Annotated in this window: 20 protein-coding genes; 2 read left to right on the top strand and 18 right to left on the bottom strand. The window is 42.9% G+C overall.

What is annotated here, in order from left to right; all coding sequences use genetic code 11:
• Positions 1 to 349 precede the first annotated feature (349 nt).
• Both pgmB and FHS45_RS19350 read right to left on the bottom strand, forming a co-directional pair.
• On the bottom strand, positions 350 to 1,000 hold the full coding sequence (pgmB, locus tag FHS45_RS19355; RefSeq protein WP_062438391.1) for a beta-phosphoglucomutase: 651 nt from the start codon (positions 998 to 1,000) through the stop codon (positions 350 to 352).
• Positions 1,001 to 1,061: 61 nt separating this feature from the next.
• Positions 1,062 to 1,283, bottom strand: coding sequence for a hypothetical protein (locus FHS45_RS19350; protein WP_062438381.1), 222 nt, complete (start codon positions 1,281 to 1,283; stop codon positions 1,062 to 1,064).
• Positions 1,284 to 1,419: 136 nt separating this feature from the next.
• Here FHS45_RS19350 and pdaB point away from each other — a divergent pair, with 136 nt between their 5' ends.
• Positions 1,420 to 2,178 (top strand): polysaccharide deacetylase family sporulation protein PdaB, encoded by a 759-nt coding sequence (gene pdaB / locus FHS45_RS19345; protein WP_062438378.1) that lies wholly within the window; start codon positions 1,420 to 1,422, stop codon positions 2,176 to 2,178.
• A 91-nt stretch (positions 2,179 to 2,269) separates the two neighbouring features.
• Here pdaB and FHS45_RS19340 read toward each other — a convergent pair whose 3' ends face one another.
• Positions 2,270 to 2,872, bottom strand: a complete 603-nt coding sequence (locus tag FHS45_RS19340; RefSeq protein ID WP_062438375.1) for a KinB-signaling pathway activation protein — start codon at positions 2,870 to 2,872, stop codon at positions 2,270 to 2,272.
• Between the two features lie 143 nt (positions 2,873 to 3,015).
• Between FHS45_RS19340 and gerD the strand changes: the two genes are divergently transcribed.
• Entirely contained in the window at positions 3,016 to 3,645 is a 630-nt protein-coding gene (gene gerD / locus FHS45_RS19335; protein ID WP_308789097.1) for a spore germination lipoprotein GerD, read from the top strand.
• An 89-nt stretch (positions 3,646 to 3,734) separates the two neighbouring features.
• On the opposite strand, the gene FHS45_RS19330 is transcribed toward gerD, so the two are convergent.
• The 15 genes from FHS45_RS19330 to FHS45_RS19260 form a co-directional block, all read right to left on the bottom strand.
• Positions 3,735 to 4,790, bottom strand: a complete 1,056-nt coding sequence (locus FHS45_RS19330; RefSeq protein WP_062438371.1) for an Mrp/NBP35 family ATP-binding protein — start codon at positions 4,788 to 4,790, stop codon at positions 3,735 to 3,737.
• Between the two features lie 96 nt (positions 4,791 to 4,886).
• Positions 4,887 to 5,615 carry an N-acetylmuramoyl-L-alanine amidase CwlD gene (gene cwlD / locus FHS45_RS19325; RefSeq protein WP_148349929.1) on the bottom strand — a complete coding sequence of 243 codons (729 nt, stop codon included), beginning with the start codon at positions 5,613 to 5,615 and terminating at the stop codon, positions 4,887 to 4,889.
• Between the two features lie 152 nt (positions 5,616 to 5,767).
• Positions 5,768 to 6,160 carry a 30S ribosomal protein S9 gene (rpsI, locus tag FHS45_RS19320; RefSeq protein WP_028781746.1) on the bottom strand — a complete coding sequence of 131 codons (393 nt, stop codon included), beginning with the start codon at positions 6,158 to 6,160 and terminating at the stop codon, positions 5,768 to 5,770.
• Positions 6,161 to 6,179: 19 nt separating this feature from the next.
• The gene (gene rplM, locus FHS45_RS19315) at positions 6,180 to 6,617 is read right to left on the bottom strand and encodes a 50S ribosomal protein L13 (RefSeq protein WP_062438365.1); all 438 of its coding nucleotides are present in this window, start codon (positions 6,615 to 6,617) and stop codon (positions 6,180 to 6,182) included.
• Between the two features lie 238 nt (positions 6,618 to 6,855).
• Positions 6,856 to 7,596: a tRNA pseudouridine(38-40) synthase TruA gene (truA, locus tag FHS45_RS19310; RefSeq protein WP_062438362.1), complete on the bottom strand. Its 741-nt coding sequence runs from the start codon at positions 7,594 to 7,596 to the stop codon at positions 6,856 to 6,858.
• Between the two features lie 15 nt (positions 7,597 to 7,611).
• Positions 7,612 to 8,409: an energy-coupling factor transporter transmembrane component T family protein gene (locus tag FHS45_RS19305; RefSeq protein WP_062438357.1), complete on the bottom strand. Its 798-nt coding sequence runs from the start codon at positions 8,407 to 8,409 to the stop codon at positions 7,612 to 7,614.
• Positions 8,402 to 9,274, bottom strand: a complete 873-nt coding sequence (locus tag FHS45_RS19300; protein ID WP_062438353.1) for an energy-coupling factor ABC transporter ATP-binding protein — start codon at positions 9,272 to 9,274, stop codon at positions 8,402 to 8,404. The genes FHS45_RS19305 and FHS45_RS19300 overlap by 8 nt, the downstream gene beginning before the upstream one ends.
• Entirely contained in the window at positions 9,250 to 10,086 is an 837-nt protein-coding gene (locus FHS45_RS19295) for an energy-coupling factor ABC transporter ATP-binding protein (RefSeq protein WP_062438350.1), read from the bottom strand. Before FHS45_RS19295 ends, FHS45_RS19300 begins: the two co-directional genes overlap by 25 nt.
• A gap of 161 nt (positions 10,087 to 10,247) precedes the next feature.
• Positions 10,248 to 10,607, bottom strand: a complete 360-nt coding sequence (gene rplQ / locus FHS45_RS19290) for a 50S ribosomal protein L17 (protein WP_062438347.1) — start codon at positions 10,605 to 10,607, stop codon at positions 10,248 to 10,250.
• A gap of 46 nt (positions 10,608 to 10,653) precedes the next feature.
• Entirely contained in the window at positions 10,654 to 11,598 is a 945-nt protein-coding gene (locus tag FHS45_RS19285; RefSeq protein WP_062438345.1) for a DNA-directed RNA polymerase subunit alpha, read from the bottom strand.
• Positions 11,599 to 11,781: 183 nt separating this feature from the next.
• Positions 11,782 to 12,171 (bottom strand): 30S ribosomal protein S11, encoded by a 390-nt coding sequence (rpsK, locus tag FHS45_RS19280; RefSeq protein ID WP_062438342.1) that lies wholly within the window; start codon positions 12,169 to 12,171, stop codon positions 11,782 to 11,784.
• 30 nt (positions 12,172 to 12,201) lie between these two features.
• Complete coding sequence (rpsM, locus tag FHS45_RS19275) at positions 12,202 to 12,567, bottom strand: 30S ribosomal protein S13 (protein ID WP_062438339.1); 366 nt, start codon at positions 12,565 to 12,567, stop codon at positions 12,202 to 12,204.
• Positions 12,568 to 12,591: 24 nt separating this feature from the next.
• Complete coding sequence (gene rpmJ, locus FHS45_RS19270) at positions 12,592 to 12,705, bottom strand: 50S ribosomal protein L36 (protein WP_003156543.1); 114 nt, start codon at positions 12,703 to 12,705, stop codon at positions 12,592 to 12,594.
• Between the two features lie 35 nt (positions 12,706 to 12,740).
• Positions 12,741 to 12,959, bottom strand: a complete 219-nt coding sequence (gene infA / locus FHS45_RS19265; protein ID WP_028781736.1) for a translation initiation factor IF-1 — start codon at positions 12,957 to 12,959, stop codon at positions 12,741 to 12,743.
• Positions 12,937 to 13,272 carry a KOW domain-containing RNA-binding protein gene (locus tag FHS45_RS19260; RefSeq protein ID WP_062438336.1) on the bottom strand — a complete coding sequence of 112 codons (336 nt, stop codon included), beginning with the start codon at positions 13,270 to 13,272 and terminating at the stop codon, positions 12,937 to 12,939. The genes infA and FHS45_RS19260 overlap by 23 nt, the downstream gene beginning before the upstream one ends.
• Between the last annotated feature and the right edge of the window lie 11 nt (positions 13,273 to 13,283).

Here is a 13,283-nt window from a genome sequence, read left to right as displayed (position 1 = left end):
GCACTGCTAAAGTGCGTTGTTCATTTCCTCATATAATGAAGAAATTATATTGACGTACTGGTTGGTTCGTTCAGTTTTCAAAGATCAAAATTGTTGTTTGTCGTTTTTGCGACGAATATTAATATATCATGGCCGCGAACCGTTGTCAACAATTTATTACAAGTTTTTTTGTTGTGATTTGTTGGCTTCGGTTGTTTTTCCGACAACAGAGATAAATATAGCATATAAATTATATTTTATGCAATAGTGTTTTTAAAACTTTTTATAAAAAATGAAATTTGTCTTTTTGGTCATGGGATGAGCCAATAAAAAAAGAAGGGAGCATCCGCTCCCAACTTCTCTTCACGAGTTATTGAAATTTGGCCTGTAACGTTTTTAATTTCAACTGGCTGGTATCTTCCACAATCCAGTCAGCCTTTTTCAAATAACTGCCGACCCCTACGGCAAACATCCCAGCCTCTTTAATTGCATCTACTCCTGCCTGCGCATCTTCTACACCTGCACACGCAGTTGCCGGCTCATTAATTTGTTCAGCAGCTTTCAGGAAAATTTCCGGGTCAGGTTTCCCTCGTTCCAGCTTAGCTGCATCCACTACTTCATCGAGTAAGTGAGTGATTTCCAGCCTTTCAATTACTACCTGCGCATTTTTGCTGGATGAAGCAAGAGCAGTTTTAATACCAGCTTCTTTTATTTCTTCCATGAACTCCAGGATACCCGGAAGTAAATCATTCGGCGTAATATTAGCAATCATGGTTTTATAATGATCATTTTTCTTAGAGGCAAAATAATCTTTTTCCGTTTCTGATAATTCTTTTTCCCCGTGTGTTAAAATCAACTCCAATGATTCCATCCTGCCCACACCTTTTAACCGCTCATTGAACTCCCGGTCAAATGGTATATCCAACTCTTCGGCAAGCTTCTTCCATGCTTCGAAGTGATATTCAGCAGTATCGGTAATCACACCATCCAAGTCGAAAAGCACTCCTCTTATCTCTTTCATTTTCCCCACTCCCTTACAAACTCCTGTTGTTCTTCCTATATTGAATATAACACACTCTTCCTTATTGCTGTTTTTTCTTCCTCGGCATGTACTTCAAACATTCATGATGGCTGGCAACACGTTTAAACAATTCAAAAAGTAATTGATATCGCTCTTGCATCGCACGCTTAACCATATGGTCGATGCGGTGGTCATTTAAGTCGAACAAAAGCTCGTCCATTTCTCTTTTAATTAGATATTCTATTTCTTCTCTTTCATTTTCGTTCATCAACAAACCAAGCACGAGATCACCTCATTGAAAGATTGTCTTTATATTGTTCCCTTGATTCCAATTATTTATTAGAAAAAATTACCGAATCGCATAGCCTGGCCTGATTGAACATAGAATGTAGCAAGTCCACTTGGAAAGAAGGGGTTGTATGCATTTTTTTGTATGGCAGCTTAAAACAATAAAACGATATGCAATCATTGTACTTTTAGCTTTGGTTTGTGCCTTATTCTTATGGATTGGTCAGTTTAATTCCCTGTCTGTTTTTTCAAGCGAAAATGGGCCAGAGGCTCTAAGCAAAGGAGATGACAAACAAGCTGCTGTCGCCTTGACGTTCAATATAAGCTGGGGGACTGAAAAGGTGAATGCTGTATTGAAACAATTAGCTGACCATGATGTGCAGGCCACTTTTTTCGTAAGCGGGGAATGGGCTGAAAGGCATCCGGAATTAATGAAAAAAATTAACGAAGGAGAACACGAAATCGGAATGATGGGTTACCGGTATACTAGCTACCTGGAACAACAGCCGGAGCAGATCAGAAAAGACCTGAACTATGCAAAAGAAATTTTCGATAAATTGGGATACGAAGACCTCACTCTATTGCGCCCTCCTCATGGTCACTTTAATAAAGAAGTATTGGAAATTGCAGACGAAAAAGGGTATGACGTGGTTCAATGGAGTGTAAACCCGAGGGATTGGGAAAATCCAGGAACGGAGCAAATAGTCGATCATGTGATGAGTAAGAGTTCAAAAGGGGATATTATCCTCCTCCACGCCTCGGATTCAGCTAAGCAAACCCCGAAGGCGTTAGATACAATATTACCGGGGTTGAAAGGAAAAGGATTGAAGTTCGTCAGGGTTACAGATATGGTGGCAGGAAGCGAAGCGAACGCACAAGAAATAAACTAAATTAGAAAAACTTGGCTTTCCGTCAAGTACTCATACAAGCTAATCTATCCTAAAAAATAAAAAAGCCGGACAACCAAATGGCCGGCTTTTATTATTTGCTTTTCGGTTCCTTATTATTCAAGCGATGAAGCAGTAATAACTGATAAGCATTACACGCAAGCAGCGGAATAATCATCAGCCATACATAGTCCTGGCCTTCAGATTGTAAAGCAGGCACCCATTCAACTGTAGTCACTACCACCATAAAAAATAAAGCGGGGATAAATGCCTTGCTGTTGGTTTCTTTTCTTTTTATACGAGCCACAACATAGCTGACTGCCAACAAGGCAAATGCTGTAAGCAGGTAAGGCCACAATGAAGCCCCTTCATCAGCTGCCTGGTAACGGAAATAAACAAGGTCAAACAAGGTGAACACGATAAGAAATACCTGGATCGCAGGCCATAAGCCTTTAAACATTCCCAGTCCGAATTGATTGACGGTCAAATACGCGAAAAAGCCCATTTGACTTATGATACTGAATATAAAACCTAATCCTGAAAAAAATAACAATAGCCCGATTAGTTCAAAAAAATCGAATGGCTGTAATACTTGTGCATAAGCATCCGCTTTGACAACAAAGCTGGTGAGAAGTGTCAGTGCTCCGCCCAGTACTAAAGTCGTCCAAAAAAGATGCACCCATTTACGACTTGTCACGATGTATCCCCCTAACCTTCTTATAACCTTTCCTTTGGTATTTTATCATGAACACCCGTTTTTTTCCTTAATGTTACCGCGAATATTTTTCTCCCGCTTCCCCATATTAATAAATAATAGGACAAAGAAAGGGGACATTCCAAATGTCCATGAAACGCAGCTTATTGTTCATAGGATTATTTGCATTGTTTCTCACCGCATGTGCAGGGAATTCCTCTGGAAATGAACAAGCAGATTACGACACCACTAAAAAAATGGTTGTAGATATATTAAAGTCCGATGATGGTAAAAAAGCCATGACAGAAGTATTATCTGATGAAAAAATGCAGCAGGCGATGGCTCTCGAATCTGAGGTCGTTTCTGACGCTGTCCATCAGGCATTGACTTCTGAAAAAGGCCAGGAATTCTGGACAAAAATGTTTGAAGATCCAAAGTTTGTCAAAGGTTTTGCCGACTCGATGAAAAAAGAACACGAGGAACTGCTGAAGGGATTGATGAAGGATTCTGAATACCAGAAACTCCTCATCGATGTTTTTCAGAACCCTGAGATGATCGAACAGATGCAAACCGTTCTAGAAGGACAAAAATTCCGTGAGCATTTAGAGAAAACTATTCAAGAAACCCTGAACAGTCCTTTGTTTAAAGCAGAAATGTCTGAAACATTGCTAAAAGCCGCTGAAAAAATGCAAGAAGGTGGGCAAGGCGGAGGCGAAAGCCAAGGCGGGCAATCCCAGGAAGGCGGTTCTGGAGGTGGCGGCGGTACGACGGAGTAATATCCATATCCGTATCAAACCCGCTTCTACCTTATATAAAAAGGTCACGTTTCCCTACCGTGGGATAACGTGACCTTTCTTATATCATATCAGGATGTGCGATCAATTACTTTCGCTGCTACATTCCGGTAAATCTGTCCGGTTGGATGGTCTTCCTGATAAACCGATGGAGCAAAGATATCTTCTTCTTCAAACGGCTGGCGCAAAGGAATTTGACCGAGCACATTTGTTTTCAGCTGTTCTGCAAGCTTTTCGCCCCCGCCACGGCCGAATACATATTCTTTATCGCCTGTCACCTGGCTTTCAAAGTAAGCCATATTTTCCACTACCCCAAGAATTTCATGTTCCGTCTGGATAGCCATCTGGCCGGCACGCGCTGCAACAAAAGCTGCTGTCGGGTGCGGTGTCGTAACGATGATTTCTTTAGAGGATGGAAGCATAGAGTGGACATCTAATGCTACATCACCAGTACCCGGCGGTAAATCAAGAAGAAGGTAATCCAGTTCACCCCACTCCACTTCTTTAAAGAAGCTTGTCAGCATTTTACCGAGCATTGGACCACGCCAGATCACAGGTGAGTTGTCTTCAACAAAAAATCCCATAGAAATGACTTTCACACCAAACCGTTCTACTGGGAGGATTTTTTCTCCTCGTACGACAGGACGTTCCTCCACTCCCATCATGTCCGGGACACTGAAACCATAAATATCAGCATCGATAATACCGACCTTTTTGCCAAGACGTGCAAGAGCAATGGCAAGGTTTACAGTTACGGTAGATTTCCCTACGCCACCTTTACCACTTGCAATCGAGATAAATGTAGTCCCTGTCTGACCATTCATCAACGATGCCTCTTCGGCTTGTTGAGCGCTGCCTTGATACTTTTCAATGACTTCATCTGGAAGCTGGCTGAAACGTAAACCGACAGTAGCCGCTCCAGCACCCTTCAAAATGTTTACAATTTCCTGTTGCAGCTGCATTTGTTCTGCCGTATTAGTTTTAGCAATACCGATTTTGACACTGACATGGTTCTTTTCTTCTTTGATCTTAATCTCTTCTACACCACTGGTTTCTTCTAACGTTTTATGTAAAAACGGATCCTCGATTGGATCAAGCAATTTTTGTACTTCTTCTTTAGTCAACACGTATGATTCACCATCCTTTTTATTGTTTCAATCACTGCAAGTATAACATATTTCATATACGTTATAAGTGATTTGCATCAAGGATGGTGAAATCTGTCAATTGGAACCGGCATATTCTTCTTCACTCGAATACCGCAAAATACCTTCATAAATAGAAGCTGCCATCTTTCGCTGATAGCTGTCTTTTTTCAATAAGTTCCGCTCATGGGGATTCGATAAAAAGCCTGCCTCCACTAGCGCTCCTGGAACATTAGCATGCTTGAGGAGATACATGCCATTAATAGCGAGTACAGACCTCTCTGTATTTTCCAAGTTACGGACGATTTCCGCCTGGATAAACTTAGCCAAATGCTCACTTCGCTCCAAGTCAGGGTAATAGAAAGTCTGAGCACCACGCCATTCCGAAGCAGGAAGGGCATTCAAATGTATACTTAAAAAGATATCCGGTTCTTTCTCATGAATGAATGCCAATCGGTTCCGTAGATCCTCAGTTTTTCTCCTGGAATACCCGTCCGTATCCTCCGCGGCTAAGTCACGATCATCACTGCGCGTCAAATATACTAGCGCTCCTCCCTGCTGGAGATAGTCCTGCAAGTATTTGGTGATATTTAGCGCGATATCTTTTTCCTGTACATTATCTTCCTCCGGTCCTTCGGCTCCTCCGTCAACTCCCCCATGTCCCGGATCCAGTACAATCACCTTTCCGGCTAACGGAAGCGACCATGTCTGCCATGTATCTTTTGCTTCTTGAACAGGATATGCAATTAAAAAAATCAATAATGCCAGCCCACATAACCACGTAAATACTTTCAGACGATGGTACACGTCTTTCCCACCCTCTCCCATAACATTCTCTTTCAACTATATGGGACAAGGCAGTAAAATATGCTCGTCTAACCCTTACCTGTTACTTAAAAAAATTATATAAAAAAGCCTCTGATCTGTAATAGACCAGAGACTTTGGTAACAATATAAAATTAACGCTTGGAGAACTGTGGTGCACGACGAGCGCCTTTAAGACCGTATTTCTTACGCTCTTTCATGCGGCTGTCACGTGTCAGTAGACCTTCACGCTTCAATGGTGTGCGGTAGTCAGGATCAGCTTGCAACAGGGCGCGAGCGATACCATGACGGACAGCACCAGCCTGGCCAGTGAATCCACCACCATCAACGTTTACATATACATCATAGTTACCTTCTGTTTCTGTAACAGCTAAAGGCTGCTTTAGAATTGTACGAAGGGTTTCATACGGGAAGTAGTCTTCCGCGTCACGGTTGTTGACTACTACACGGCCGTTTCCAGGAACAAGGCGTACACGTGCAGTTGACTTTTTACGACGTCCAGTACCGTTGTATTGTACTTGTGCCACTCTTCATTACCTCCTTAAATTATCCGCGAAGTTCGTAAACTTCTGGTTGTTGTGCTTCGTGCTTGTGCTCTGGGCCAGCATACACGTGAAGCTTCTTACCCATTTTACGTCCCAGGCTTCCTTTAGGCAGCATACCCTTGATTGCAATTTCAAGCATTTGCTCAGGGTATTTCGTACGCATTTCGTTAGCTGTACGAGATTTCAAACCGCCTACATAATTTGTGTGACGGTAATAAATTTTATCGTTAAGTTTCTTACCTGAAAGTTCGATTTTTTCTGCATTGACGATAATTACGTGATCACCAGTGTCAAAGTGCGGTGTATAAGTTGGTTTGTGCTTACCGCGTAGGATAGCAGCAACTTCGCTGGAAAGACGACCAAGTGTCTTACCCGCTGCATCCACAACATACCATTTACGTTCAACGTTACCTTCATTAGCCATGAAAGTTGTGCGCATGTCGGTTTCCCTCCTGAATTGTTTAAATGTTTCACAGAGCTTCATTTATCTCGATACGATTAGTTTCCGGGGCTAATCGTGGTATAGAAATAAAATGCCATAGAATATATTATAATACTTGTACCCTCAATGTCAAGGAAATGTTACACCAGGGAGAGTTGTTTTTTATAAATTATTAAAAAAAGATAAATTATAAGAAATGTTAACCTTTCCGCTGGCAATTATGATCCTCAAATGCTTAGTAAAAAACTTCCCAGAGAAACAAACCATGGGGCGGCGCAGTCTTCCCTGCTGCGCTTCGATCTTTAGCCTCAATCATAGCAATGACCTCTTCCGGTTTTCGTTCTCCTTTCCCAACTTCAAGTAAAGTACCAACCAAAATGCGGACCATATTGTAAAGAAATCCTGTACCCCGGAAAATAAATACCAGTTCATTTCCTTCCGGCTGAATATCAGCCTTAGTTATCGTCCGGACTTTATCGCCTTTTACTGTAGAGCGGGCAGAACAAAAAGAAGTAAAATCATGTTCCCCTTCCAGGTACCTGCATGCTTCCTTAATCGCTGCTATATCCAATTTCTGAGGAACATGATAACTATAATAGCGTCTGAACAGGTCAGGGTCCTTCTGATTCAATATTTTATAGCGATATTCTTTTCCTTTGGTGTCATAACGGGCATGAAAGCCTGCATCGGCATATTGGATGTCATCGATACGAATATCATCAGGAAGCATAGCATTCAAAGCCCGTTCCCAGCCTTCGGGCGGGATATCAAGGTCTGAAGTAAAATGGATCATTTGCCCCACCGCATGCACACCAGCATCGGTCCGCCCTGAGGCTGTCACCTTCACCGTTTGACCTTTATGCATCTTCTGCAGGGCAGTTTCAATCTCGGCCTGGATGGTACGGCCGTTCGGCTGTACTTGATAACCTGCAAATGCTGTTCCATCATATTGGATGATGCCCTTTAACTTTTGCACAATGCTTCCTCCATCCTATGATCTGGTCAAAATTAAACCTATAATTACAAGTATAAAAAGGATATACGTGTAGATATCCAGCTTACCGATACTAAGTTCCCTCAGCTTCGTTCTTCCCTCGCCACCCTGATATCCCCTTGCCTCCATCGCCATTGCCAGTTCTTCAGCACGTTTAAAAGCACTGACAAACAACGGAACTAACAAAGGTACCACTGCCTTGATACGGTCTTTGAAGGAGCCTGTACGAAAATCGACTCCTCTCGATGCCTGAGCTTTTGAGATTTTCTCTGTTTCCTGCATCAATGTTGGAATGAAGCGTAGTGAGATCGACATCATTAACGCAAGCTCATGCACCGGGAAACGAATCTTTTTCAATGGGCCTAACATCCCCTCAATCGCATCTGTGATTTCTATCGGGGTAGTCGTCAGAGTCAGGAGTGATGTCACCAGGATTAATAAAAAGAAACGTAAAGAAATAGCTAAACCTTGAATAATTCCTCCTGTATAAAAATCAAAGGAAAAAATAGAGAACAGTACTTCTCCTTCTTTCGTAACAAATAAGTGCAGAATAAAGGTGAAAACAATCAAAAACCAAACGGGAAGCAACCCTTTAATTAAGTAACGAGCAGGGATTCTTGTTGAAGCAGCGCTTCCTACTGCAAATAACGTCAATAACCCGTAACTCATAACAGAATTAGCAAAGAATACGATCAAGACAAAGAAAAAAATGATGGTTATTTTTGTCCGGGGGTCAATACGGTGGATAAACGAGTTGCCAGGTACATACTGTCCAATGATCATGCTGCTACCCATGGCTCTCTCCCCCTTTTACAACAGCAGTCAATTCCTTTGCTAATTGTGCTATGCCTTGTTTCCGATAGGGGATCGCTTTTCCGAACTGCTTTTCTGCCTGATGCAAAAATTGGATTACCTCTGGAAGATCCAGCTGTACCCGTTGCAGTTCCTCTTTATTGACAAGCACTTCCAAAGGAGCGCCTTCCATATACTTTTCGCCATCTTTCATGATGATAATATGGTCCGCATAGCGAAGTGCGTCCTCCATACTGTGGGTAACCAGAACGGTGGTAAGGTTGTTGTTTTTATGCTGACGGGAAAACATATCCATGATTTCTCTTTGACCACTGGGATCCAATCCAGCCGTCGGCTCGTCTAATACAAGCACTTCAGGGTTCATGGCAAGAACACCCGCTATAGCTACTCTTCTCATTTGGCCTCCGCTGAGGTCAAATGGTGATCGCTGGAGAAGATCTTCCGGCAAACCTACCGCCTTAATGGCTTGACCTGTTCTTCTTTCGATTTCTTTAGGTTCCACGTTAAAGTTCAATGGGCCAAATCCGATATCCTTTGCAACTGTTTCTTCAAATAGTTGATGTTCAGGATATTGAAAGACTACCCCAACTTTTTCTCGTAAGCTTTTGATATCTTTCGTTTTTTCCGCTGCACTGATTTGGTAGTCTCCAATCATCACTTTCCCCTCTGTGGGTCGTAAAAGACCATTCAAGTGTTGAAGCAATGTGGACTTACCAGAGCCTGTATGGCCAATAACAGCAACAAAGGACCCGGAAGGGATATGAAATGACACCCCACTCAAAGCACGATGTTCAAATGGTGTATTAGCCTGGTAGATGTAACTTACATCTTTGAATGTAATGTCCATAAGTCCTCCAACAACTCCTGGTGATTTAATGGCTCACGCTGTATAGGTAATCCAGCAGCAGATAATTCAGCAGCCAGCTTCGTTACAAAGGGAGTATCTAAGCCAATATTCCGTAATTTATCTTTTTCAGAAAATACATCTCGCGGGGTGCCTTCTAACCATTTGCTACCCTGGTTCATCACAATTACCCTGTCTGCCTTTACAACTTCCTGGAGGTCATGGGTAATGGTAAGGAGTGATAGATCCTGGTCTTCCTGCACGTTACGTATGGTTTCCATAATTTCCAGTCTGCCTTTAGGGTCAAGCATAGCGGTAGCTTCATCCAATATGATCAGTTGAGGTGCCACAGCCAGCACACTGGCTATAGCAACACGCTGTTTTTGACCTCCAGAGAGACGGTGGGGTTCGTGGGCTTCATAATCGTTCATGCCGACTGCAGCTAAGCTTGTCTGGATTCTTTCCACCATAAGCTTCCGTGGCAGGCCATGATTCTCCATGCCAAAAGCCACATCATCCTTTACCGTCGTACCGACAAACTGGTTATCAGGATTCTGAAAAACCATACCTACTTTCTTGCGGATTTCCCAAATCGTATCTTCAGTTACTTGCACCCCGTCAACAAGGATCTCCCCCTTTTGAGGAAGAAGAAGTCCATTCATCAATTTAGCGATGGTAGATTTCCCGGAGCCATTGTGGCCGATAATGGCCAGCCACTCATCGGATTGCACATTAAAGCTTACATCCTTTAATACCCAGGGCTGGTCTTCCCTATAGCGGAATGATACGTCTCTAAACTCGATAAAATATGACAAACTTAGCTCCCCCTCTGCTCGACTTACCTAATATTTCCCCGGAAATAATGTTCGTTTTTATAGAATTATAGGGAAATAGCTGGTTAGATGCAAAACAAAAAAGGGCTGGAACCAACCTCTAGCTGAGATTCCGTCCTGCCCTTTTGCACCCTTGTTATTCATTAAACTAATTCAATGATCGCCATCTTCGCGCCATCACCTTGACGTTCGCCAAGTTTCAGTACACGAGTATAACCACCTTGACGATCCTCATAGCGTGGAGCGATGTCAGAGAATAGTTTTTGTAGTGCTGTCTGATCTCCTTCTTCATCAGCTGAAGCACTATATAGATACGCTTCTGCTTGACGACGAGCGTGTAGGTCCCCACGCTTGCCGAGTGTGATCATTTTGTCCACGACAGAACGAAGCTCTTTCGCTTTGGCTTCAGTCGTCTCAATACGTTCATGGATAATTAGATCTGTCGCCAGGTTGCGCAACAACGCCAAGCGTTGATCTGTAGTACGACCCAATTTTCTAGCCATTGATTATCCCTCCCTTGTTTTGACTCTCTTTGATGCAATCTATCGATCAATCGTCTTTTCTTAGACCAAGGCCGAGTTCATCTAATTTATATTTAACTTCTTCCAGTGACTTACGTCCAAGGTTGCGGACTTTCATCATATCTTCTTCAGACTTATGAGCAAGTTCCTGTACAGTATTGATTCCTGCACGCTTTAAGCAATTGTAGGAACGTACAGACAAGTCAAGCTCTTCGATAGTCATCTCTAGTACTTTTTCTTTTTGGTCCTCTTCTTTTTCAACCATGATTTCCGCTTTTTGTGCTTCATCAGTAAGGCCGACAAAGATATTGAGGTGTTCCATATAGACTTTAGCACCAAGAGACACAGCCTCTTCTGGACGAATGCTTCCATCTGTCCAAACATCTAACGTAAGTTTATCAAAATTAGCTGATTGACCCACACGTGTGTTTTCCACCTGGTATGTTACACGTGATACTGGTGTGAAGATGGAATCAACCGGAATGACTCCAATTGGCAGATCTTCGTGATTGTTCCCCTCTGCCGGGCGATATCCTCTGCCACGCTCAGCTGTGATACGCATTTGCAGACTGGCATTCGGGCCAAGTGTTGCAATGTGGATCTCCGGATTCAAGACCTCGATATCACTGTCATGCGTAATGTCAGCAGCAGTAACGTTTCCTTCGCCTTGTACATCAATCTCTAAAGTCTTTTCCTCATCTGAATAAATCTTCAGAGCCAGTTTCTTCAGGTTCAGGATGATGGTCGTTACATCTTCAACTACCCCATCGATCGTGGAGAATTCATGAAGTGCCCCATCCATCTGAACAGATGTCACAGCAGCGCCAGGAAGCGAGGATAGTAGGATACGACGTAAGGAGTTACCTAGTGTTGTACCATACCCGCGTTCGAGCGGTTCGACAACGAATTTCCCAAATGTGGCGTCATCGCTGATCTCAACCGTTTCAATTTTCGGCTTTTCAATTTCGATCATTAAACAAAACCCTCCTTCAAAACGTCGAAACCTCGGTTAGACCTCCTGTCTAACCGAAATTCCTCAGGTAGGCAGTCCCCGATTTAGAACAAATAACGTTCGTATTGTCTGTTATTCATGCGGTGCTGTTAAATAGCTATCATAACCCATTATAGACAGGGTTACAAATTCTATACAGTAAAATTATACACGACGACGTTTTGGCGGACGGCAACCATTGTGAGGTACAGGTGTAACATCACGAATAGCTGTTACTTCCAAGCCTGCAGCTTGAAGTGCACGGATAGCAGCTTCACGACCAGCACCTGGGCCTTTAACGGTTACTTCCAAAGTTTTCATACCGTGTTCCTGAGCTGCTTTAGCTGCAGCTTCAGAAGCCATTTGTGCAGCGAATGGAGTAGACTTACGGGAACCTTTGAAACCTAGGGATCCAGCACTGCTCCAGCTTACTGCGTTACCTTGGACATCGGTGATAGTAACGATCGTATTGTTGAAAGTAGAACGGATATGAGCCACTCCACTCTCAATATTCTTTTTCACACGACGTTTACGAGTGTTAGTTTTACGTGCCATATTGTTTTATTTACCTCCTTTATTTAACGATTATTTACGCTTATTCGCAACGGTACGACGTGGTCCCTTACGAGTACGGGAGTTGTTCTTCGTCTTCTGTCCGCGTACTGGAAGGCCGCGACGGTGGCGGATTCCACGGTAAGAACCGATCTCAATCAAACGTTTGATGTTAAGAGAAACTTCACGGCGAAGGTCACCTTCTACATTGAAGTCCTCGATTGCTTTACGGATTTTAGCTAGTTCGTCCTCAGTCAAGTCGCGGACGCGTGTGTCTTCAGAAACACCAGCTTTAGCCAGTACTTCTTTAGCAGCGGATTTACCAATGCCGTAGATATAAGTCAAAGAAACAACGACGCGCTTGTCACGAGGAATATCTATACCTGCAATACGTGCCATAGGTTACGTGCACCTCCTTCAGAATTAGCCTTGTTTTTGTTTATGCTTAGGGTTTTCGCAAATTACCATTACTTTACCTTTACGACGGATAACTTTGCACTTTTCGCAAATTGGTTTTACAGAAGGCCTTACCTTCATGATCCATACCTCCTTTTAGATCGGAGCATTTCATGCTATTTATAACGGTACGTAATTCGTCCTCTTGTCAAATCATAAGGGGAAAGTTCAACCGTCACTTTGTCACCAGGCAAGATTCGAATGAAATGCATGCGAATTTTACCAGATACATGTGCCAGAACGGTATGTTCGTTCTCAAGCTCTACCTTGAACATTGCATTCGGCAGAGTTTCAACGACTGTACCTTCCACTTCAATTACATCGTCTTTCGCCATCGAGTTGATCTCCCTTCTTCAAATCAGTCACTACTTCATTGATAAATTTCGTTACGGCAAAACGCAGCTTACCATTTGTGACGCGACCAGTTTCTAGAAGGCTGTTTTGGACTTCTGGAGAAACGAAATCCATCAGCTCCACGTGCTGCAGATTCTTTTTCTTTGGTCGATCAAACTTTCGTTTCTCCCCATCAGCAAGCAGCACAAAACGATCGTCAAGCAAATCAATGACAACCATATACTGCTCTGCTTCACGTCCCTGTACAATACGAACAACTTGACCTATTCGTGGACTCGACTCAGTTTCGTTCAATAACGATCACC

Source organism: Thalassobacillus devorans, from assembly GCF_011761345.1.
Lineage (GTDB): Bacteria > Bacillota > Bacilli > Bacillales > Halobacillaceae > Thalassobacillus > Thalassobacillus devorans.
This window is presented reverse-complemented; position numbering and strand designations above follow the sequence as displayed.